Origin of the sequence: Sediminibacterium goheungense (genome assembly GCF_004361915.1) — a bacterium.
GTDB lineage: Bacteria > Bacteroidota > Bacteroidia > Chitinophagales > Chitinophagaceae > Sediminibacterium > Sediminibacterium goheungense.
Genome location: NZ_SNWP01000011.1, coordinates 301,841 through 325,705, shown reverse-complemented (window position 1 = coordinate 325,705; position 23,865 = coordinate 301,841). Strand labels below are relative to the sequence as shown.

Here is a 23,865-nt window from a genome sequence, read left to right as displayed (position 1 = left end):
AAATCTGAACCTGCTTCATTTTCAAATTTTCAAATTGCCTAATTTTCAAATTAATAATGGCATTTCTGACACTCAGTGCCGCCAATCGCTTCAACAGTAACACCTTTTGTGCTATCCATTTTACCGCTCTTCAGGTCCTGGTGGTATTTCTCGTAAATACTATAGAAACCATTGTCTTTGAACTGCACCTGTGTTTCGCGGTGACAGTTGATACACCATCCCATGCTCAGGTCGCTGAACTGTTTTACTTCACCCATTTTCTGGATTTCACCATGACAGGTCTGACATGCCACCTGTCCTGCTTTTACGTGCTGTGAGTGGTTAAAGTAAACGTGATCAGGCAGGTTGTGGATGCGAACCCACTCAATGGGTTTTGCCTTGGAAGGATCCCACGGTTTACCTGGCTCAAAACCTGCATATTTGTATAATTTCTGAATTTCTGCTGTACCGTTCACTTCTTCACCTGCTTCATTGTACATTTTTTCGCCGTTGTACTCATTGATCGACATGTGACAGTTCATACACACATTCACAGATGGAATGGTAGCCTGCTTGCCCTGGTAAACACCGGTATGGCAATACTGACAGTTGATCTGGTTAATACCAGCGTGTACTTTGTGAGAATAGTAGATAGGTTGTTCCGGCTGATAGTCTTTGCTTCTGCCCAGTCCCATGGCACCTTTTGAAGTAAGGTAACCACCTACTACAAACAGTACCACGGTAATCATGGCGATATAACTCTTGTTTCTCCAGAAAGGAACCGGCTCAACCGCAGCATGACCTTCACGCTCATCAGCCAGTTTTTTCAGGTTGGCATTCACCTGTAACAAAATCAGGGCCACAACAGCCAGGATCAGGGTGAGGATACCAAATAATAAAGTATTGTCGCTTTCAGAAGCAGCAGCGGCGTTTGGATCACCTGCAGCTGCACCTGCGGCAGCACCAGTACCTGGGGCAGGCACAGAGTTGATATATTTAAGGATGGCGCCGATTTCGTCGTCTGTCAGATTCGGAAACTGGTTCATCGCAACCTTATTGTATTGAACGTACAGGTCGTTTGCATACTTATCACCTGTTTTCAGGAAAGCGGAGCTGTTCCTGATCCAGGAATAGAGATTGGCTTTATTGGGCCAACGGTCCTCAACACCCGCAAGGGCAGGACCGGTAGAGGCTTTATGTACCTGGTGACAGGAGGCACAATTCGTTGTAAAGAGCGCTTTACCGTCTTGTGCGGACACTGTATTCACTGTTGAAAAACCCAAGAAGAGGAGTGCGCTGAGCAGACAGGTCTTGGTTATGCGTCTAAAAGATATCATATACACAAACGTGGTTCTTGGTGTGGAAAAATATCCGTGAACGGCTGCAAAAATATGACACGATGCTGACATAAACCAAACCTTGTGTAATTTTTTTTATCCTTATCTGGCCTGAGTTTCAGCGGATTGATGAATACTGAACATGACGAATGTCATGGTTTTTAAACAAATTCATTGCATGAATTCCAATTACCTAAAATTGAGCTTCCTGCATCTAAAGAATGCTTTCATCAAGCCGCAGATTCACAGATTTCTTTTTTAATCTGTGAATCTGTGGCTAAAAAAAGGCCTATTGCAATTTTCCTCCATTTTTTATCGCATTTTTGGGCCATGTTTCGTCGCCTGAAAGAGAAATGGGGTTTATCATGGCCCCGGTTCATCCTCGTTTTTACCACTTTTGCCGTTGGTGGTAGTCTCTGCGGCTATACAGGCAAGCGTTTAATGGCGCTCACCTCCCTCGAAAAGGGCGTTCTTTATTATATAATATATATAGTATTGATAACCATCATCTGGCCCGGCTGTGTACTGGTGGTCAGCCTCTTCACCGGACAATTTCCCTTTTTCCGCAATTACCTGACGAAAATGTGGCGGAGGGTCAATGGTCAATGGTCAATGGTCAATGGTGAAAGCAAATTAGATACAACATCGGCCATGGATCATGGACTTTCTTCCAATCCGCAATCCGACACCCGCGATCAGACATCAGCCATCACCCGCATAGCGATTTTTGCGTCCGGCGCGGGCTCCAATGCCGCCAAAATCATAGCCCATCTAAAAAATCATGCTTCCATCCAGGTTCAACTGGTGGTTTGCAATAAACCGGGTGCCGGAGTTATACAGATAGCGACCGATAACGGTATTCCGGTGCTGATGATAGAAAAGGAGAAGTTTTTCCGTGGCAATGCCTATGTAGATGAAATGAAGCACCGCAGCGGTATCGATTTTATTGTACTGGCCGGCTTTCTCTGGAAAGTTCCTGCTGCGCTTATAGAAGCCTACCCCAACCGCATTATTAATATTCACCCTGCCCTTTTACCCAATTATGGCGGTAAGGGTATGTATGGCAGGCATGTACACGAAGCAGTAATTGCGGCGGGTGAAAAGGAAAGTGGTATCACCATCCATTATGTAAATGAGCGTTTTGATGAAGGTGAACACATTTTCCAGGCCCGCTGCGAAATAACCGACACCGATACCCCGGATACCCTCGCACAAAAGATCCATGAACTGGAACATCGTTATTTTCCTGAGATTGTAGAGCAGGTAGTGGAGGGAGTCCGAAAGACCGGAAGTCCGGAAGTCCGATAGGGTGTAGTTATACAGCAACCCTCCGTGCTACTCCGTATCTGACTCCTTTAGCTCAGTGGTTTTACCACGGAGTCACACAGCGTACGGCACGGAGGGTTTGTACATACACAATCATCTCCCGGACTTTCGGACTTCCCGACTTTACTTGCAGATCCCAACTTTTTTTCGTATATTTATAGAAACAGGTCTTATCATCGCCAGGCATTTTCCGATCGTATGAGGTAGCACAGATTTTCTGACACTAAAACCTTTCGATATGGAAACCGGAACTTCCCCTTACCATTACAGTATGGCCACGCGTGGCATATTGGGTGGCCTATTTGTAGGCATCGGCACCACTGTTATTAATCTCGCTTTCGATCTTATTTACCGAAAGATTACCGGGTATGAGTTTGCGGAATGGGTAAACATCAATTCCATTATCTATTTCACCATTCCCACATTGGTTGCGGCAGGTATTGTATATGCTGCCATGGCCGAACACCTGAAAAGAGGTACCGTACTCTATACCTTGCTCTGCCTTTGTCTGATTACCATTGTTGCGTTTATTCCCCTCGGTCCTAATATGATGCCCACCGGAGAACCGCTCCCTGCCAGCGCCCGTGGGCTCACCCTGGGCATTGAAATCATCACCGGCCTCTCCGGCTGTTTCGCTCTCCCCTATTTCGCCAGGCACCCGGATGTATGGGGGTAGGAAATAAGGAATAAGGAATATGAAATAAGAAATCAGGAAGTGAGATACTGCTGTCCTTTCTCATTCCTTATTTCTTATTTCATGTTTCTCATTTCCTACAGCTCAACCCTTCGCATTTCTTCAGTAGCAGATTTCTGTTTGGCGGCTTTGGTGGTTTTACCGAAACGGTAAGAAAAGGATGCGGTAATAACACGGCTATCGCGACGTACGATGAAGTATTCTTCTGCATCTTTAAAATCGGTGAGGCCTTCCATCCAAAATGTTTTAAAGATATCGCGGAAAGAAAGTCGCAGTGTGCCGCTGTTCTTCATCACAGGCATAGAGAACCCGGCGTTTAATTGTCCGAAAGGGTACAGCAATTCCTGTAAATCATTTCGCGACCTGCCTGTATAGGTGCCCGATAGCTCCGCACTGATTTTTTTAGAAATGCGGAATTGGTTATTCATATTGAAAGTCAATTGCGAAATATCTGAACGATAATTATTCCATACATAACCAATCAGTTTTTTATAGGTGTAAATGGCTTCTGTATTTAACGACCACCATTTGGCAGGTTTGGTAGTGAGCATCATGGAGAATGTATAATTATGCATACGTCCTACATTACCCTGTGTATATACCAGACTGCCATCGGGGTCGGTAAGGAACAACTGTGAGAAATAATCCCTGATCAGTGAATAAGAAATAGTAGTATGCAGCAATTGCTTATACTGGTGCGATAATTCGAAGTTCCAGGTAAACTGTGGTCTGAAAAAAGGATTACCTCTTTCAAGCGTGTATTTGTTGATGATGTTTACAAAAGGGTTGAGTCTTTGAAAATTGGGGCGATCAATACGACGGCCGACGGATACAGAAAAAGTATGGGCCGAATCTGCCTCCCAGGTAACAAAACCTGATGGAAAGAAACCATCATAGTTGCGGCTGAAAGAAGAATCTTTTACTACAACATTGCCCAACTGATGAGCATCATAATGCGTGTACTCATAACGCAGACCAGCCTGTACCGTGAGCTTTTTAAACTTCTGTTCATACATACCAAATGCTGCATGAATTTTTTCTCCGTAAATAAAATGGTTACTCTTACCATAATCCGGCTTCCATACACCATTGTTCATACTTACTGCATAACCCGCATCATTATCAGTATCAATCTTTGATGTTTTAATACCTGCTTCCAGTTTACCATTTCTGCCCATCTCCTGTGTATAGTTACTGTTTACGGAGAATATTTTAATGAGGGAAGGAATATTACCCAACGTACCAATGGTGTATCCTTGTGAGCCAGTTCTGTCGCTTTGAAAATATTGTTCGTTATTCAAATCATAGCGTGCTGCATCCGCATCGATGGTGAGTTGTTGGGTTTTAGAAAGCTTATGCCTCGAGCCGATACTCATGGTACCTGTAGTAAATCGGTTCTCTGATTTAGATGAGGTGAAAATAGAAGAGTCGATGGTTCCCGATGGCGATAACCAATCGGCAGTAGCTGTATTTCTTGCTTTTCGGTTAATGAGTGAACCGGATACAGAAAATACAAAACTAAGTTTATCTGTTGCGGCAAACTCAGTACCGTATTTAAGGGTATTGTTGAGGTTGGTATTATTGAAAACTGTTGGTTGTTCAAGAATGGCGATGGGTGATCTTGCTGCATTAAAATAAGTACGCAGTGCATAGATCGTCATCTTAGTTTTGGCATAATTAATACCATAAGAGAAGTAATGGCTCCATTTATTTTTACGGTAGTTGAGCAACAGGCTATTATTGGTACGTGGGTGCACACCCATAGCAGCTGCCATGGTAAGGTTACCATTAAAACCTATCTGTTTAACTTTTTTTGTTTTGATATTGATAATGCCCGAATTACCCGCTGCATCGTATTTGGCAGATGGGTTGGTGATGAGTTCTATTTTCTCCACCTGTGAAGTATTCATGGATGAGAGCATAGTGATTAAATCAGCGCCTTGCAGATAAGTGGGTTTATCATCGATCAGTACCAGTACCCCCGATTTATTGCGCAGGCTGATACCATTGTTTCTATCGATCATAACACCCGGCGATTTCTCGAGCAGTTCAACAACAGTAGTACCGTTATTGGTGGGCGATGCATCGGGGTTTACAATGAGTTTACCCTGCTCGCGCTGAATAAAGGGTTTGGTAGCCTGTACCGTAACCTGTGCCAGTTCATTCACCGCCACTTTCAGCTTTATTTCCAGGTAGAGATCTGCGTTGGTAAGGGTTATATTTTTCAGGCGCTGGGGTTCATATCCGGTGAAAGAAGCCGCCAGCTCATATACACCGGGTTTCACATTGGCAATAACGGCTTCTCCGTTTTTTTTACTGATAGCATTGCCTGTTTTATTGTCTTTTGCAAACAGTTCCACTACCCCCCCTTCAATCGGTAATTGTTTTTCGTCTGATACTTTGATGATGAGCTGGTAAGTCTGCGCCCATGCTGCTGAAGTGCCCATGAAAAAGCCAAGCAATAAAACTAAAAACGATTTCTTCATAACTGCGAACAGGTACTTGTGGGTGATAAGGGTATAAGCCAACAAATATCGGCCAATCCCCACCCGCAAGTGCAGGAACATAGACCATAGTACACATTTCTTGATATATGGCAGAAGTGAGAGAAACAAAGGATTAAACGCAGTGAATCCGGTGACGCTTTTTTACATTTTACTGGCTGCCTGCCAGAGTAGTTAGGTGATAATACGTATTTACCGGGGTTTTAGCCAGGATGCTGATAAAAGCCAGATTTGTTCCAACACATAGACTTTTAATACTATTTATCCATATTTTCGTATTAGGCTGGAAACCCAAGAAAGATGTTTATAAAATTCCTGATTGTCGAATAGAATTAAATAGTGTATCCCCCATACACGTTGGTAATCCGGTTTGATTCATTGAGTAAATGCAGTGTTGCGCATATATGACTTTATAGTTTGTTGAAAAACCATATTATCTGCTACAAACTGTATAAAATGATAGTTTCTAAATATGCTTATGAGAAACCTTTTGTTTGTATGTCTGCTATTAGTGTCCTTGTATGGAACTTCGCAGCCTTCTATCAGTTCTTTTTCGCCTGCCAGTGCTAAACCTGGCACTTTATTAACGATTAAAGGAACTGGATTTACAGCTGCTGATTCGAATAGGTTTGTATATGTTGGACCTGTAAAAGCCAATATTTTATCTGCAACTGATACTTCTCTCATCATCACTATCCCTAAAGCTGCTACACTGGGTAAAATCAGTGTTACCATCAATAAATTAACAACGTACAGTGCTAAATCATTTGTGCCTTTTTATGATACCAAAGACTCATTGCAGGCTTCACAATTCAGTGCCCGTACAAATATCAATACCACACTCAATCCGGCTAGGTTGGCGATGGGAGACTTTAACAACGATGGATTTGTAGATGTGATCATAACTGATCCCAAAGCTGGACTATACACTGTTTTAAAAAATAACAAAGTAGATACAGGTAGCAGTACTCCTCAGTTTACACATAAAGATATTACTACCAACAGACGTATTCTTACCACTGCCACAGGCGACCTTGATGGGGATGGCAAGCTTGATCTCGTATTTGGTTGTTTAACAAATGCCGATTCTGTTTTTGTTACTGTTTTAAAAAATACTTCTACCAGAGACTCTATTAGTTTTCTACAAATGCAGGATCTTTTTATCGGAAATGCAGGAACCAATGACGTACAACAAATCTTATTACATGCGTTTATTAACGATCTTGATTTGGATGGCAAACAGGACATCATTGGGCATCTGTCTACATCGACATCTGTTTTACCTGCTAAAATCATTGCATTTAAAAATGAATCTGTCAATGGCATACTTACTATTAGCAGCTTTTCTAACAGAATCAGTGTAACCAGTCCGGTATCATTAAAATCTTTCTCTGTGGCAGATTTAAATGGCGATAACAGAGCAGAATTCTTTGGCTTGGGTGCCGACTCGGGTATACATATTTTTAGCAACACCTCTACGACCGGGCAGCTTAGCGCAAATTCTTTTTCCAATCGGATCAAGTTGTCTTCCGCTTATTCACCTGTTTCCAGTATATATGCTGAAGATATTGATAATGATGGCAAGCCTGAACTGCTGCTGCTCAATTTCAGTTCCAACAAACTTTTAATTACACCCAATCGTGTGCAACAGGGAGTTCTGAACACTGCTGCTTTCGATACGCAGGTTTCCTTTACAACAGGTGAGGGGCCATCTTCATTATCGCTTTTTGATTTTACGGGTAAGGGTAAGCCAGATATCGCCATCACACTTGCAGGTAATAACCTCATTTCTTTTTGGGAGAATAAGTCCGTTACCGGAAATCTTAATACTTCTTCTTTTATAACCAGAGGAACTTTATCGGCACCCATCAATGCGACTGCAGCTGCTATAACCGACTTTAATAATGATGGTGGAGCCGATATTGCAGTGGGCAGCATTAACCTTGGATTTGCACTCGCTTTTTTCAAATCGCAGGCCGTTAATAACAATCCTTTGCCTAACACTTCATCAAGCATTGTACCTGTGATTAATACATTTTTTCCTGCCTCAGGACCTGTGGGTACAACCGTAACCATTTCGGGAAAGAACTTCAGTGACAGTACCACTAAGAATATTGTTTATTTCGGTGCCGTGAGAGCATCAGTGGTTGCGGCCAGTAATACTCAGCTTGTGGTAACCGCTCCACCTTCTGCAAGCTATGAGCCCATTACAGTAATCTCCAATGGATTAAGTGCGAGTTCCAATGCGCCTTTTGTTGTTACGTCATTTAATGCGGATGCAAGAAATATTACAACCGGTTCTTTTGCAGCCGCTAAATATTTCGCTACCAGTGGGAGCAGTCCAAGATCTATCATCACAGAAGACCTTAATAATGATGGTAAGCCTGAAATTATTGTTACCAATCAGGCCTCCAATCAGGTTTCCATATTCCGCAATCTTTCAACTATCAGTAATGATACACTTCCCGTACCTTCTTTATTTGCCGGAGGTACCGGTACATTTGGCCTTGCTACCGGCGACCTGAATGGAGATGGGAAAAAAGAAATCGTAATTACAAACTTCAATGCCGGCAGTAGTAGCAGTATTTCTGTTTTTCCGAATACCAGTACAGATAGTTCTATAACATTCGGTGCCAAATTCGATTCTGCGGTAGGAAATGGTTCAACCAGTGTTGCCATCAGAGATATTAATAATGATGGAAAAGCAGATATCATTGCTATTTCAGGCAACAGCTCACTCATCCATTATTTTTTAAATACCGGTTCCAATGGAAATTTTGGCTTTGCACCTGGTAAAACCATTAATCTTATTCCGTTTCGTGCAGACTATCTCAACATAGCTGATATAAATGGAGATGGAAAAGCAGATATTATTACCACTTTCTCTAATAATGGCAGTTCCGGTTTACGCATTTTACAAAACACATCCGACAGCACTAACCTATCCTTTAATATTGCTAAAAATTATACGATTGGTACAGCTTTACCACTTAAAGCAATTACGGCAGATATAGATGTGGATGGAAAGCCTGACTTCGCTTTTGGTTTTTCAGGATCAGCAAATATTTATCTGTACAAAAACACGAGTACGATCGATTCAATAAAACTGGATAGCATATTGATGTTGCCAACAACAGCTAATCCGGGAAGTTTCAGTTTTGCGGATATGGACGGCGACGGAAAACCTGATCTCCTTGTTCCAGACAGAGATTCTAATACAGTTTCTTTATACCCCAACAGAAGTACACAGAACGGATTTGCATTTGGCAACAAGATTAGTTTTGCTTCCCTACAGGATCCTGCATCAGTATATGGATCGGATATCAATGGTGATGGTATGCCAGAAATTCTGACGGCTAATAACCAGTCTGGTAATATCTCCGTTTTGCGGAATAAAATACGTTTACCGAAAATTATTGCCTTCACACCTGTCAATGCGAAAAGACTTGACACTGTTTTGGTAAAAGGATACAATTTTTCAAGAACCAGTTTGGTTAAAGCCGGCGATGTTGCCATGAGCTTTACCGAACTCTCTGATACGACCATCCGTTTTGTAGTGAATAAAGCTGCGAAATCAGGTAGCATCAGTGTAACCAACCCATATGGTACAGATACACTGAATGGTTTTACCTATGTACCCGTCCCTAAAATATTGTCCTTTACACCAAGTAACGGAGGGTTTGGTGATACAATTACCATTACTGGCTATCATTTTATCAATGTATCTGCTGTAAGTTTTGGCGATTCTGCTGCATTGAGTTTTCAGATAATATCCGATTCTTTAATCAAGGCAGTAGTTAGCAGAGGAACAAGTGGTAATATTAAAGTTAGCAATACCATTTCAACTGATTCACTGAGTGGATTTACATACGTTACGAATCCTGCTATTAGTGTTAGTGGCACGGTGAAATTTACCGTTAAAAATAACGTGGCTTCTCCTCCCGTCACTTCTTACAAACTAAGCGCCACAAAGCTTACAGGTGCATTAAATATAAGTTTCCCACAGGCCAGATTAATGGTATCCCGTTATGCAGACAGTGGCTTTCAAAGCCAGTTAATTATAACGCCTGTAAATGGGAAAATAGATAGTACCAATATTTATGTAAAGCTTATTTTCTTAGACGGTCTTTCAGACAGCTTAACCATTAACATCACCCATTCATCTCCTGGTGCGGAAAACAAAATAATACCGGTAAAAATATTTCTTGAGAAAGATTCAACTGCTAACATTACCCTGTCTACACCTGCAGGACCATTGCAGGTTAATGCAGCTAAAGGCATAGCAACTCCCGCCTTATTTTACTATCTCAATGGCACTAACCTGTCTGGAGATATAAAACTTACAGCCCCTAACCGATTCAAAATATCACGCTCGTTAGATACAGGCTTTGTAAAAGAATTAATAGTGGCCCCATTGAACAAGCGGGTGGATTCAGTAAAAATTTATATTCAGTTTTACAGCGATACAGTATATACATCCATTACAGACAGTGTAAGTCATACTTCAATAGGTGCCATCACAAAATATATGCCTATTAAAGTAACGATGCAGGCAGACACTACAAAACCTGCACCTAATACGCCTAAACCGGTTTTGAAAATATATCCGGAAAACAAGTTGTCATTTATTGCAAAAACGGGTATTACTACTAACGTACAGTCTTATAAAATAACTGCCGATAGTATTACTGATAATGCTATCCGCATCATCACACCAAGGTTTTATCAGGTTTCACGTCAGGCAGACACTGGTTTTACACAACAACTGAATATCAGTTTTTCAAATGGCAAACTCGATACTACAACAATCTATGTAAGATTCAGAAGTGACTCTGTGATTGGCAATAAAACTGACAGTATCATACATAGCTTATCCAATGGTACCATCCTCAAAAAATTGGCTGTTGCAGTTAGCAATTGTGATTCTGTTTTTGGTACAAGACCCATTATTAACCAGATTACCACAGACGGCACTTTACTATGTTTCAAAGATTCAGTGATTTTATCTGTTAGTTCTCCCGGCAACCTCACCCAATATAGCTGGAGCACAGGTGAAACAACAGCTTCCATAAAAGTGGTTAACAGTGCGCAGGTTTCCGTAAGAGTAGCTACGCAGAATACCTGTTTATCTGCTGCATCACCCATTGTGAACCTGATAAAAAACACCAATACCAAACCCTCTATTGGAATCACCAGCGATTCTATACTCATTAGTACCACTGCTCCTTATTACAGATGGTATTTCAATAATATCCGTACCAATGGCGATACCACCAACAGACTGGTTGCCAGAAAAGTGGGCTTTTACCGGGTTGAAACCAGTGCAAATCGATTGTGTTGGGATGCATCAGATGACTTGCCAATTGTAATATTGCCAACTACCGCCAGTTCAGATACCGTGAAAGTGCGCATATTCCCCAACCCTGTTACCGGCGGCACCTTTACAGTAGTTGCCAGTCTTGAAAGGGTAACCAATGTAGTGGCACGTGTAATGGTTACCGATGCCAGCGGATTGGTACTCGCACAAACCAACCGTTTCATTTTCTATGGTCGTGAAATAAAAATTCCGGTTACACTAAGTACTTATAAAGGAACTGCATTTGTGCGTGTGGAAATTAACGGTGACATAGAAACCAAAACCATCATTCTTCAATAAGTAAGAAGACAGTAAGATGAAAAGAATTGCTTTAGCATATTTATTTTATATAGGTTGTGGACTTGCACTCTTTATGGGTTGTAGTAAACAGGAAACACCCCCACCGGTAAACCCACCTACCAACCCACCCACCAATCCGCCCCCCACTACACCCAGAACCTGTTTGTTGTCTGGGGTATCGCAGGCAAATACAGGTGCCAAATCTGATTTTGTTTTATCCATCAGCTTAAACGGCAGCGATATGCCAACTAAATTTTTGGTTTTTGATAGCCTTGCCAATACCAAAATATATGAAGCCAACCTTTCTTATATCACAGCAGATTCTATAAGACTCGATCAGTATCAATACATCAAACTGGATGCTTCGAAAAGAGTGAGTGTATTTGTTACGAAATCAGATATGAGCATACCCAACACAGCAGATGATCATCGCTTTGTATACACTTACAATAGTGAGGGCTTTCTCATAACCAAACAACTGTATATCAATGGATCTGCCACCCCTTTCCAAACCACTAATTATACGTACACAAACAGTCTGCTTACAAAATGTGTAATGAGTGTAGCCGGGAATACTTCTCTAAAATTACTGGAAGCAGATCTGGTATACGATAACAATACCACCATTAAAAACTGGATCTACACCTTTCCCGACGCCTTTGAAAGTAATGTGCTGAATACGGCATTGTCATTTGGCAATAAAGCCAACAGGGCCCTCACCAGTATTGTAACCAAAATTTATAATCCTGCCAACAGTAATATACTAGACACCTGGACCACCAATTTCAGCAGCTACAGCTTCAATACAGACGGCTATATACAATCCATAAACGCCAGTGGCGATTTACAACAGGGAATGGCCATTGTTTACGGAAAAACAAACTTTAGCTACGCGTGCAAATAAAGGATAGGAAATAAGGAATGAGAATGTAAAGCAGTATGTTACTTCCTCATTCCTTATTTCCTATTCCTTATTTCTTATTTCTTACAGCTATTGACGCCGAATATGGCATAAAGCGGACAAAAGCCGATGGCTGCCACCGCCATAAACACACCTCCTAATACCAGCAATACGGTTCCCCAGGTACCCGTTACAGTACCTGTGAAATAGAGTGCGGAAGCTACGATGGCGAGTAGTACACGAATGATACGATCAGTATTTCCCATGTTGGTTTTCATATAGCGTGTTTTGATTGAGTAGTACAAGGTAGGCTGAGTTGGGCATTCATAACATGACTTTTGTCACATGAAATGAATAAAATATTTCAGTAGTTTTTTTTCAGGCAGACAATAGCACCTACTTTTGCAATGCAATGAAAAATGTATCTATTCTCCTTATCATCTTTTCGGTTGCCTTGCAGCCGTTTAGCCGTTGGATACATATCAATGCGTTTCAGCAGCAGCATTATGTAATTTCATCTGAGCAGGTCGTAAAAGACCGATCCACAGTTTTCTGCGGAAGCACCAAAGCCGTTTTCCAAAAAATGCAGGAAGAACAAGACAAGCAGCAGAAAGAACAACAAACTCAGCAGCTGAGTGAATACCCGGTGTATACTGAAATTTTTTCAGCAGTTTCACTTACTCCTTACAGAAACAGTGTCAGGTTATTCCCTGCCATTCAGTTTTTTCATTTGCAGCAAAACAGTAAATCTGTTTTTCATCCACCAGCCTGCTAATCCTTCTTAGTTACCGATTTATTTTTTCTGATCATTTCTTTTATTAACCACAGGTTGGCCTTGCCATGCCTGTAACCAATCATTGTATCAATATATGAAACCTATTATAAGCTTTTTCGCCTGCCTCATCATGTTAACTTCCTGCAAAAAAGAAGTAACCGAAAACCAGGAGCCCGGACAATTATCCATTGAGTTCGATAACATTGTTGGTGCACAAAATTTACAACTGCAAACAGGCACCTACACCAATAGTGCAGGTGAATTATTTACAATAGATCTGCTACAGTATTACATCAGTAATATTCAACTGGTAAAAAACGATGGCAGTATCTATACGATTCCGCAAGACAGTAGTTATTTTTTAATAAAAGAAGCAGAAGCTGCTACACATAAAGTAGCATTAAATGTACCTGCAGGTGAATATGCTGGCCTGCGTTTCGTTTTGGGTGTTGATAGTTTACGTAGTACCATGGATATCACAAAGAGAACCGGTGTTTTGGACCCGGCAGGTGGAATGTCGAACGGCATGTACTGGAGTTGGAACAGCGGATATATTTTCTTCAAAATGGAAGGCTCCTCTCCACAGGCACCGGCAGACCAGAACGGTAACAAAAAATTCCGTTATCATATTGGAGGCTTTGGTGGTTATAGCAGCCCTACTATCAATAATATTAAAAACATAGCACTGGATCTGAGAGTAGCAGGAACCGCCAAAGTAAAAGCAGGTAGGGGTTCAAATATTCACCTCTTTGCTGATATCAGCAAAATATTTACAGGTACCAGTAGCATTTCTATTGCTACTAACCCAACAGTGATGTTTGGTAACCTGAGTGTAGATATTGCCAACAATTATGCCCAGATGTTCCGTCACGATCACACTGAAAACTAATCATTATGTCTAAACGAATCACCCTCGTATCAGGGATCATGATATTGTTTATGCTGGCATGTAATAAGGAGGTTATCGATAAGATAGCCTCCTTTACAGGCTTTCAGTATTCACCGCATTTTCCTGAACCTGTTTATACGGTATCACGTAATACACCTACCCAGGCGGGTTTTGAACTGGGAAGAAAACTTTTTTATGATGCCCGACTCTCACGTAACAATACCATCAGTTGCGGCACCTGTCATATACAGTCTGCCGCTTTTACACATCATGGTCATGATGTGAGCCATGGTATTGAAGACAGGCTTGGCACGCGTAATAGTCAGCCCATTATGAACCTGGCCTGGAACAAACATTTCTTCTGGGACGGCGGCGTTTTCGATCTTGATCTGCAACCCATTGCCCCAATCACCAACCATCTGGAAATGGATGAGACCGTTGACAGGGTACTCGATAAACTGCGGCAGGATAAACAATATCCCTTCCTATTTGAAAAAACATTTGGCTCCGGAGAAATTACTGCTGTACGCATGCTGAAAGCACTTTCTCAGTTTATGCTATTATGTATCAGCGATCAGTCTAAATATGATAGTGTAATGCGAAAAGAGGCCGATTTTACAGCAATAGAAGCCGCAGGCTATGAGGTTTTCAAAACACATTGTGCCAACTGCCATCGTGAGCCGCTTTTTTCCGATCACAGTTTTCGCAATAATGGATTGCCCCCAACATTGGTACCTGATGAAGGACGTTTCCTGATTACACTAAATGCAGCAGATCGTTTTTCCTTCAGGGTTCCTAGCTTAAGAAACCTTGCCTACACAGCACCCTATATGCATGATGGCAGATTTTATTCGCTTGATGCTGTTTTGGATCATTACCAGAGAGGTATTCAAATAACTCCCAACCTCGACAGCAACCTGCAAAAAAATGGCCTTACAGGTATTCAGCTAAGCACAGAAGACAGAAGCAGGTTGCTGGCTTTTTTACAAACACTGAACGATAAAAAATTTATAACGAATCCATTACTGGCAGAGCAATGAAACATACTTATATCCTTTTGATAGTATTGAATGTATGCATGAATGTGGGTTATGCCTGTGATATTTGCGGATGTGGAATTGGTGGCAATTATACCGGGCTGCTGCCACAATTTAACAAACGCATCGTGGGTATACGTTACCAGCAAAGGGCCTTGGTAACACATCTCGGCCCCAATGGTGAAAGCTCTTATCTTACAACACAGGAAACCATGCGTAGTATTGAATATTGGGGTGCCTGGCAAACCGGCAACAGAAGCAGATTATTGGTTGCTGTACCCTGGCAGTTTCAACAAAGCAAAACCATCGATACCAAAATCCACAATAATAGTATTGGCGATCTGTCAGCTATATGGCAGTGGAACCTGTTTCAGTCGAGACAATCAGATCGGCAACGGGTACGCATACAGCAATGGTGGTTGGGCGCTGGTATTAAACTGCCCACGGGCAAATGGAACAAACAATCATTGCAACCCACCGGTACAGGCAGTACCGATTTTTTATTCAATATGGTATACGATCACCGGTTACAGGATGCAGGCATCAGTGCATCACTCCAGTACCGCATCAATACAGCCAATGCACTGAACTATCGGTATGGCAACCGATTTACAGGCACTGTGCAGTACTACTACAAATTCAGACCCTTGCCTTCAGTTTCACTGGCACCCAATATGGGGATGATTGTTGAATATGGAGGGCAGGATCAGGAAAATGGCTGGCGCAAAGAATCAACCGGCGGATATACAATCTATTTTGCCCCCGGACTGGAAACAGTATTGAAAAAAATAGCCATTGGTGCCGGTTTGCAGCTGCCGGTTGGGCAAAATAATGCAAGAGGAACTATACGAGAGGGTAGCAGATGGATGGTTCATACCAGCGTCCTGCTGTAAATAGAGAATACTGTATTTTTACCCTTATATGAAGCGGGCAAAAAAATACAGTATTCTTCCTCTTCTACTAGTAGTAATCATTGCATCGGCCATGGTGTTGCTAATGGTAAAACCTGATCCGGCCAAGAAGCTGCCCGTTCTGGGTGAAGAAGGACACCGAACCGGAAAATTTGCCTTACTCACCCAGGATAGTGTTGTATACAATTCCGATTCGCTGGCAGGCTCCATCAGAGTAGTTGAATTTTTCTTTACTACTTGTAAGGGTATTTGTCCGAAAATGAACGGCAACATGAAAAAACTGTACCTGCAATTCAGAAGTGCACCGCAGGTAAAGTTTGTATCTTTTACGGTAGATCCTTTACATGATACACCCTCAGTGCTAAAAAAATACGCATTACAACAAGGCGCCGATGGATACCAATGGATTTTTCTCACCGGGCAGAAAGACAGTCTCTATCGCATTGCCAGAGAACAATACCTCTTATCAGCAGCACCGGCCGATGATGTGGTGAATACCGAAGAGTTTATTCATACCCAATATTTTGCTTTGGTAGATGCACAAAATCAGATCAGAGGTTTTTATGATGGCACCAGTGAAAAAGAAATGATTCGCCTCATGGCTGATATCAAAATATTATTGGCATAAATTACTACTATTACCGACCAGTTATCATTTTTCATCCAACGAACCGCTTTCATTAGGACGGTTACTGAGTTCGTTTTATATTGAGCCTTATTCCATTCACTAACTATCTGCTTACTATGAAAAAAATTATGCTGGGTTGTGTTGCCGTATGTATGGCCACCACACTTATGTCACAAAGACCTGCCGGTAACAATACCGGTGGACCTGTAGCTAATAATGCCGCTCCTTCTTCATCGGGCTCTACCGATCCAAGAATGGCAAATTTCAACATTCCTTTTAATCCTGATGCCACGGTTACTTCAGAACATGAAGCCACTATCAAAGGCGTTCGTGTTCCGTATAAAGCAACCGTAGGTACCATGCCCGTGTGGGACAAAGACGGTAAAATTGAAGCCGGTGTTTTCTTTACCTATTATGAACGTACCGATGTAAAAGACAAAGCCACACGCCCGCTACTCATCTCATTCAATGGTGGTCCCGGCACTGCGGCTTTGTGGATGCAGATTGGTTATACAGGCCCGCGTATCCTGAATGTAGATGATGAGGGTTATCCCATTCAGCCCTATGGCATGAAAGACAATCCACATTCTGTACTCGATGTATGTGATATTGTTTATGTAGACCCCGTAAATACCGGTTTCTCACGCCCCATCAGCAAAGACATTACCACTACCCGTTTCTTTGGTGTACGTGCCGATGTGCAATACCTCGCTGAATGGATCAACACTTTTGTTACCCGTATGAACCGCTGGGCCTCACCCAAATACCTGATTGGCGAAAGCTATGGTACCACCCGTGTATCTGGTCTGGCACTCGAATTACAGAATGCACACTGGATGTTTCTCAATGGTGTGATCCTCGTATCACCCACCACATTGGGTATAGAGAGAAGTCCGAGAGAAGCCGCCGCACTGCGCCTGCCTTATTATGCAGCTACTGCCTGGTACCACAAAAAATTACCGGCCGATCTGCAGAAGAAAGACCTTACCGATATGCTGCCCGAGGTTGAACAGTTTACCATGAACGAGCTGATACCTGCCATCAACAAAGGCTGGTTACTCAACGATCAGCAGCGCAAAGCCATTGCCGCTAAAATGGCGCGTTTTTCAGGTATCGACGAAAAAGTAATTCTGCAGAATAACCTTGATGTATCTACTAATTTATTCTGGAAAGAACTGTTACGCGATCAGGGCTTTACCGTGGGCCGTCTCGATTCACGTTACAAGGGTATCGATAAAAAAGATGCCGGTGAATCGCCCGACTACAATTCTGAACTCTTATCATGGGAACATTCTTTCACCCCCGCCATCAATATGTATTTACGTGAGGAGCTGAAATACAAAACCGATAACCGTTACTATGTGTTCGGTCCGGTGAACCCCTGGGATCGTACCAACGACAGAACAGGTGATAACCTGCGCACTGCTATGGCCGAAAATCCCTTCCTGCATGTATTGGTACAATCAGGTTATTATGATGGTGCCTGCGACTATTTCAATGCCCAGTACAACCTCTGGCAAATGGACCCCAGCGGCCGCCTGAAGGACCGCATGAGCTGGGAAGGCTACCGCAGCGGACACATGATGTACCTGCGGAAAGAAGACCTGGAGAAGAGCAATGATAATCTGAGAAAGTTCATCAAGAAAAGCATACCAAGGCCGGGCACACCAGCGAAGTACTAGATTTTTTGATGTCAGATGGCAGATCGCAGATGGATGGATGATGGAGGATCGCTGATGTCGGATATGTTGGTGAGCAGTGAGTAGTGAGTAGAAAGAAGAATGCTAAGGAGTGTTTTAAGTAACTCGTAGCAAGCAATAAATTTTTCAAACCTACTCACTACTGACTACTCACTATTCACTATTCGCTCCATATACACCACCCCCGGTAGCGGGTTCTCATAATAAGCATTGATCACTTCAAAGCCATATTGTTCGTATAAGCGGATAGCGGGTTGGAGGCGGTCGAGGGTATCGAGGCGCATACGGGTATAACCCAGGCTTTCCGCCGCTTCGAGCAAATGTTCAACCAATGCGCGGCCGATACCATATTTTCTGAAAGCGGGTTTAACATAAAGTCTTTTCATCTCGCACACACCTGCATCAGCCAGCGGCTGTAGGGCAATACAACCTGCGGGTTCCTCATTCCAGTAAGCGAGAAAGAGAACACCCAGCGGTGGGCCATATTTTTTGAGTGGGTCCTTCACTTCAGCATCAAAGCTCTGGAAGCAAAGGTCTGCCTGCAGCTCAGCCGCATATTCCAAAAAAAGCTGCCGCACAGTTTCCAATGCGGCATTTTGGGTTGATATCTTTTGTATTGCTAACATGCTTTTTAATCGATGATGTCTGATCGCTGATGTCGGATATAAAAAACCAAATCAGACATCAGCGATCAGACATCAGACATTTCCTCTACCCCGGTACACGTGAAATATATTTCTCCACTTCCTTAATCTGGTCAACCACTTGTTTGGTGGTGGGTTTGCAGGCTTTGGCTTTGCGGAAGAAGTCTTTGGCGGCGCGGAACTCTCTTTTGTTCATGAAAATCTGGCACATGGTAAGGTAGGCCACGGCTTCGCTTTCTTTATCGGGAATACCGGCACGTATGGCGGCACGTATATAGCTTTCGCCCTGTTTCAGGTCGCCTTTCTGCATGGCCATCATACCCAGTTGTAATTTATTGGCGCCTTCGGCCTCGGGCATGGGTGAGCCGAGGTCAGTACTTTTCTTCAGGTGTTTTTCGGCTGAATCAAAATCCTGTTTCATCATGGCCAGGTTTCCCTTAATGGTATAGTAGGTAGAACGAACCGGCTTATAGAGCAGGTTGGGAAACCAGATACCATTGAGAATTCTTTCTACTTCTTCTATATTACCCGACTCCATGGGCTCCTGAATCAGGCGCAGCGGACCAATAAAAAAATGGCTGAGCAAGCCGATGAGTGCCACAAAATAAATAGGAAAAGTGGGCCAGAAACCGGTACCCGTCATATTCAGCGCCACCCCACCCCCAACCAGCACCAGGCTGAGCCAGAAACGATATTTGATGATTAGATTGTAAAATTTCATAGACGGCAAATATAGTGAGTAGTCAGTAGTCAGTAGTGAGTAGAGGGGAAAAAAGTGAGGGGGATGAGTCGTGAGTACTCAGTAGAGAGTTTTAACCTGCCCTACTCACTACTGAGTACTCACTGCTCACTACTCACTCCTTCGCGTCATTCACTTCAATCCAGTAACCATCCGGGTCGCGGAACCAGATTTGGTGAACACCGTCTACGCGGGTGGTAACGGCGCCGGTTTTGCCGGAAACGTCTTCATATACAATGCCGGCGCTTTTGAGGCGGGCGAGAAAAGCATCCATATCCGATACGCTGAAGCAGATATGGTTGTTTTTATAGTATTCTTTCTTTTCTGGGGCACCGGCAATCACATGCAGGGCCATGGCGGGGCCAATACGGTACCAGGCATGTTTGCCTATTTTAAAGGGTTCGGGAATAGAATCGAGACCGATCACATCCCGGTAAAAAGCGGCCGACTGTTGCAGGTTGGTTACATGGATGGCGATGTGGTTAAGCTGTATACGGGGTGTTTGTTTTTGTGCCATAAGGGATGTGCTGATGATCCATAGAAACAGGAAGAGTGCCGGTTTTCGCATGTATTTCATTTGAAGCCCTAAAATACCCCTTTTCCCAGCATCGTAAATCCCCTATTTTTGCCCCCCGTGGGGGAGAGCTGTTAGCTATTAGCTTTTAGCCCTTAGCTTTAAATCCCCTGGAAATATCGACATTGGACTTTGGACATTTCTTATTCCTTATTCCTCTGTTCCTTATTTTCCCCGGTCCCGTAGTTCAATGGATAGAATATCCCCACAGTACTGTGGGGACTAAACTTTGATGACAAGTTCTTATAAATAACCAGGTATTTTAAAATACTGCGAAGAAACCTGGACATTGGATATTCGTTATTCCTCTGTTCATCATTTCTCCCGGTCCCGTAGTTCAATGGATAGAATATCCCCACAGTACTGTGGGGACTAAACTTTGATGACAAGTTCTTATAAATAACCAGGTATTTTAAAATACCGCGAAGAAACCTGGACATTGGATATTCGTTATTCCTCTGTTCATCATTTCTCCCGGTCCCGTAGTTCAATGGATAGGATATCCCCACAGTACTGTGGGGACTAAACTTTGATGACAAGTTCTTATAAATAACCAGGTATTTTAAAATACCGCGAAGAAACCTGGACATTGGATATTCGTTATTCCTCTGTTCATCATTTCTCCCGGTCCCGTAGTTCAATGGATAGGATATCCCCACAGTACTGTGGGGACTAAACTTTGATGACAAGTTCTTATAAATAACCAGGTATTTTAAAATACCGCGAAGAAACCTGGACATTGGATATTCGTTATTCCTCTGTTCATCATTTCTCCCGGTCCCGTAGTTCAATGGATAGAATAGAAGTTTCCTAAACTTTAGATACAGGTTCGATTCCTGTCGGGACTACATCGCCCGCCGAAGCTTTTGCGAAGGCGGGCTTTTTTATGCACCAAACCCTCGACTCAAAATAAGCGTTACCTGATATTCCATATTTATCCTTTGTTGGTTATGCAACCAATAAGGGCGCAGTACCGGGGCTAAACTTTAAATATTAGTTCCATTCCTGTTGCTACTACTAAGCCCGCCTTTTGAAAGTTGGGCTTTTATGCTCCAAACTGTTGGGATATGTACAAAATGGCACCTACTACCTCAATTCTATTAGTTGCCAAAACCGGGGTTTATTACTTAGATTTGGCGAGTAATAAAATTATTACTCGCCAAATCTATTAATTTTTATATAGTTTTGGCTACTAATAATATTACAATGTCTTCAACTATCATAGGCCGGGAAACTGAAAAAACGATTCTTGAAAACCTACTGAAATCGAATGCCCCCGAATTACTTGCCTTGTACGGCAGAAGACGGGTAGGTAAAACCTTTCTGATAAAAACCTATTATAAAGACCATCTGGCATTCGCTTGCAGCGGACAGTACCAGGGAAAAACCAAAGAACAACTCATCAATTTTGCCATTCAGATCGGAACCTTTTTTCCTGATCACAAACCGCCCATGGCACCACAAAATTGGCAGGCCGCTTTCCAATTATTAGAAAACTGCCTGAATACAAAAAAAGATCGCTATAAGAAAGTGCTCTTTTTCGATGAACTGCCCTGGCTCGACAGTCACAAATCAGGGTTTCTCTCTGCTTTTAGTTATTTCTGGAACATGTATGCCTCAAAAAGAGCCGATCTGCTTGTTGTAATCTGCGGCTCTGCCGCTTCCTGGATCATTGACAAAGTACTCAATAACCGGGGTGGTTTACACAACCGGGTAACACAGCGTATACGATTGCTTCCCTTCACACTGGGAGAAACAGAAAAATACCTTGCTCATAGAAATATAAAACCCGACCGCTACCAATTACTTCAGTTATACATGACCCTGGGTGGTATACCACAATACCTGAATGCTGTTGAAAGAGGCAGGAGCACGGCCCAGAACATCGATAAAATCTGCTTTTCGAAAGACGGCGCATTGGTCCATGAATTTGATAACCTGTACCAGGCACTATTCAACCATCCGGAAAAGCATATTCAGATTATTAAGGCGCTGGCGAAAAAAAACAAAGGACTTACCAGAAACGAATTGCTGGTAACCGGAAAACTACCCACAGGGGGCGGTATCACCACTGCACTCAATGAATTGACTGAAAGCGGATTTATCCTAAAAATTTACCCTTATGGAAAGCAGGAGAAAAATGCTTTGTATCGTCTTACAGATGAGTTCTCGCTCTTCTACCTGAAATTCATGCAGCAAACAAAAGCCAATGAAAAAAATAACTGGCTGCAACTCAGCATAACCACAGCATACCATGCATGGTGTGGATATGCTTTTGAAAACCTATGCTTTACACATATAGAACAGATTAAGAAAGGATTACAAATAGCCGGTATTCATTCATCGTACTATTCATGGCAGGTTACAGGAAACAGCCAGAACAAAGGAGCACAAATTGACCTGCTGATTGACAGGGCAGATAATTGCATCAATATTTTTGAAATGAAATTCAGTAACACTGAATTTACCATTACAAAAAAATATGCGGAAGAACTTACGAATAAACTTAACGCATTTCGCAAACAGGTAAAAACAAAAAAAGCATTACTGCTCACTATGCTTACCACATATGGCGTGTCTGAAAATAATTATAAAACGCAGTTAGTGGAGGATGAATTGAAGATGGATATTTTGTTTGATTGACATTATTGCAAATTATGCGCTGTTGTTGGTTACCTAACCAGCAAGTGCAGGGAATGAACCTGGTATGATAAATTCTTATCTTTAAATAGTATTACCAACTATTCGCCAATACTATCTGTATGCTCAAAACAAGATACCACTTCATTCAGTTTTGCATTGTACTGGCAGGTATCGGTATTGCCATCTATTATTTGCTTGAGCATACCATAAAACTCCCCATGTCACTACGTAAGAGATTTTTAACTGCCGATGAACAGCGTAGCTACTTTATTGAATATACAGGTCTGTCGGGTTTACTGATGTGGCTGGGGTTAGAAATGATACTGTTATGCTTGTTTTTAAAAATTTCGGAGCATATCCGGAAGAAGGAATATAAAATTATTCCACTGTTCATTTTTATTGCTATACTCTTGGTTTTGTTTGCTGTATTTGCGATCACCCCTGGACAGAAATGATCCACGCCTCACTCCACCGCAATACCCAAATCTCCCAGCTGCCCTGCAAAATTCATCCCATCCAGATCAACCCTATGGGCAGTAACGCGATACACATCATTACGATGGTGATAAACTTTTATAACACGGTTGCCAAACAGGGTAGGTTTGATTTTTATTTTACGGATATCTTTTACCCATATAGTATCGGTAACCGGATTTCTTCTTTTTACAAATACGGCCCGGAGAAAGAAACCAAATTTTATGAGATGGGCAACCACCAGGGCGATATAGAGACCCAATATCAGATTCCTATAATCATGGCTATCAGATGCCCTTTTAATAAGAAAGCCGAAAAGAACCATCCAAGAAATAAAGCTAAACAACTCTCCATCGTACCATTTCTTCCTGGTATGCACTACCTGAAACTGTTCATTGCTGAATAAGAGGTAACCGGTTGGTATTTTTAATTGGATGGTCATATATTAAAAATA

At 42.4% G+C, this 23,865-nt stretch carries 20 protein-coding genes and 1 tRNA gene; 13 read left to right on the top strand and 8 right to left on the bottom strand.

All coding sequences use genetic code 11. From position 1 onward, the window contains the following. Positions 1-50: 50 nt before the first annotated feature. Complete coding sequence (locus BC659_RS09000; protein WP_246027106.1) at positions 51-1,247, bottom strand: c-type cytochrome; 1,197 nt, start codon at positions 1,245-1,247, stop codon at positions 51-53. 399 nt (positions 1,248-1,646) lie between these two features. Here BC659_RS09000 and purN point away from each other — a divergent pair, with 399 nt between their 5' ends. Continuing rightward, positions 1,647-2,624 carry a phosphoribosylglycinamide formyltransferase gene (purN, locus tag BC659_RS08995; protein ID WP_246027105.1) on the top strand — a complete coding sequence of 326 codons (978 nt, stop codon included), beginning with the start codon at positions 1,647-1,649 and terminating at the stop codon, positions 2,622-2,624. Positions 2,625-2,880: 256 nt separating this feature from the next. After that, a complete protein-coding gene (locus BC659_RS08990) occupies positions 2,881-3,318 on the top strand; it encodes a hypothetical protein (RefSeq protein WP_133474381.1) in 438 nt (145 codons plus the stop codon). A 95-nt stretch (positions 3,319-3,413) separates the two neighbouring features. Here the strand turns inward: BC659_RS08990 and BC659_RS08985 are convergent, their stop codons facing one another. Further along, positions 3,414-5,822, bottom strand: coding sequence for an outer membrane beta-barrel family protein (locus tag BC659_RS08985; protein WP_162847397.1), 2,409 nt, complete (start codon positions 5,820-5,822; stop codon positions 3,414-3,416). Positions 5,823-6,318: 496 nt separating this feature from the next. On the opposite strand from BC659_RS08985, the gene BC659_RS08980 reads away from it, so the two are divergent. Both BC659_RS08980 and BC659_RS08975 read left to right on the top strand, forming a co-directional pair. Next, entirely contained in the window at positions 6,319-11,496 is a 5,178-nt protein-coding gene (locus BC659_RS08980) for an FG-GAP-like repeat-containing protein (protein ID WP_162847396.1), read from the top strand. A 16-nt stretch (positions 11,497-11,512) separates the two neighbouring features. Further along, the gene (locus tag BC659_RS08975; protein WP_133474378.1) at positions 11,513-12,400 is read left to right on the top strand and encodes a hypothetical protein; all 888 of its coding nucleotides are present in this window, start codon (positions 11,513-11,515) and stop codon (positions 12,398-12,400) included. A gap of 74 nt (positions 12,401-12,474) precedes the next feature. On the opposite strand, the gene BC659_RS08970 is transcribed toward BC659_RS08975, so the two are convergent. Next, positions 12,475-12,675 (bottom strand): YgaP family membrane protein, encoded by a 201-nt coding sequence (locus BC659_RS08970; RefSeq protein WP_133474377.1) that lies wholly within the window; start codon positions 12,673-12,675, stop codon positions 12,475-12,477. Positions 12,676-12,809: 134 nt separating this feature from the next. On the opposite strand from BC659_RS08970, the gene BC659_RS08965 reads away from it, so the two are divergent. From BC659_RS08965 to BC659_RS08940, 6 genes are all read left to right on the top strand, one after another. Continuing rightward, positions 12,810-13,172: a hypothetical protein gene (locus BC659_RS08965; RefSeq protein WP_133474376.1), complete on the top strand. Its 363-nt coding sequence runs from the start codon at positions 12,810-12,812 to the stop codon at positions 13,170-13,172. Between the two features lie 94 nt (positions 13,173-13,266). Then, positions 13,267-14,061 carry an MbnP family protein gene (locus BC659_RS08960; RefSeq protein ID WP_133474375.1) on the top strand — a complete coding sequence of 265 codons (795 nt, stop codon included), beginning with the start codon at positions 13,267-13,269 and terminating at the stop codon, positions 14,059-14,061. Between the two features lie 5 nt (positions 14,062-14,066). Next, positions 14,067-15,101 carry a cytochrome-c peroxidase gene (locus tag BC659_RS08955; protein ID WP_133474374.1) on the top strand — a complete coding sequence of 345 codons (1,035 nt, stop codon included), beginning with the start codon at positions 14,067-14,069 and terminating at the stop codon, positions 15,099-15,101. Then, positions 15,098-15,991: a transporter gene (locus BC659_RS08950; RefSeq protein WP_133474373.1), complete on the top strand. Its 894-nt coding sequence runs from the start codon at positions 15,098-15,100 to the stop codon at positions 15,989-15,991. The genes BC659_RS08955 and BC659_RS08950 overlap by 4 nt, the downstream gene beginning before the upstream one ends. 28 nt (positions 15,992-16,019) lie before the next feature. Then, positions 16,020-16,637, top strand: a complete 618-nt coding sequence (locus BC659_RS08945) for an SCO family protein (RefSeq protein WP_133474372.1) — start codon at positions 16,020-16,022, stop codon at positions 16,635-16,637. A gap of 116 nt (positions 16,638-16,753) precedes the next feature. Continuing rightward, entirely contained in the window at positions 16,754-18,319 is a 1,566-nt protein-coding gene (locus BC659_RS08940) for a S10 family peptidase (protein WP_133474371.1), read from the top strand. Between the two features lie 164 nt (positions 18,320-18,483). Here BC659_RS08940 and BC659_RS08935 read toward each other — a convergent pair whose 3' ends face one another. The 4 genes from BC659_RS08935 to BC659_RS08920 all read right to left on the bottom strand — a co-directional run bounded on the left by BC659_RS08935 (position 18,484) and on the right by BC659_RS08920 (position 21,085). Further along, positions 18,484-18,963 (bottom strand): GNAT family N-acetyltransferase, encoded by a 480-nt coding sequence (locus BC659_RS08935; protein ID WP_133474370.1) that lies wholly within the window; start codon positions 18,961-18,963, stop codon positions 18,484-18,486. Positions 18,964-19,048: 85 nt separating this feature from the next. Beyond that, entirely contained in the window at positions 19,049-19,702 is a 654-nt protein-coding gene (locus BC659_RS08930) for a tetratricopeptide repeat protein (RefSeq protein ID WP_133474369.1), read from the bottom strand. A gap of 133 nt (positions 19,703-19,835) precedes the next feature. Next, positions 19,836-20,288 carry a VOC family protein gene (locus BC659_RS08925; protein ID WP_133474368.1) on the bottom strand — a complete coding sequence of 151 codons (453 nt, stop codon included), beginning with the start codon at positions 20,286-20,288 and terminating at the stop codon, positions 19,836-19,838. Between the two features lie 149 nt (positions 20,289-20,437). Next, a complete protein-coding gene (locus BC659_RS08920; protein ID WP_133474367.1) occupies positions 20,438-21,085 on the bottom strand; it encodes a hypothetical protein in 648 nt (215 codons plus the stop codon). On the opposite strand from BC659_RS08920, the gene BC659_RS08915 reads away from it, so the two are divergent. The 3 genes from BC659_RS08915 (at position 21,071) to BC659_RS08905 (ending at position 23,392) form a co-directional block, all read left to right on the top strand. After that, positions 21,071-21,142, top strand: a tRNA-Arg gene (locus BC659_RS08915). The two genes, BC659_RS08920 and BC659_RS08915, sit on opposite strands and share 15 nt — an antisense overlap. A 358-nt stretch (positions 21,143-21,500) precedes the next feature. After that, complete coding sequence (locus BC659_RS08910; protein ID WP_133474366.1) at positions 21,501-22,937, top strand: AAA family ATPase; 1,437 nt, start codon at positions 21,501-21,503, stop codon at positions 22,935-22,937. Between the two features lie 119 nt (positions 22,938-23,056). After that, positions 23,057-23,392: a hypothetical protein gene (locus BC659_RS08905; RefSeq protein ID WP_133474365.1), complete on the top strand. Its 336-nt coding sequence runs from the start codon at positions 23,057-23,059 to the stop codon at positions 23,390-23,392. A gap of 8 nt (positions 23,393-23,400) precedes the next feature. Here BC659_RS08905 and BC659_RS08900 read toward each other — a convergent pair whose 3' ends face one another. Continuing rightward, positions 23,401-23,853: a hypothetical protein gene (locus BC659_RS08900; protein ID WP_133474364.1), complete on the bottom strand. Its 453-nt coding sequence runs from the start codon at positions 23,851-23,853 to the stop codon at positions 23,401-23,403. Between the last annotated feature and the right edge of the window lie 12 nt (positions 23,854-23,865).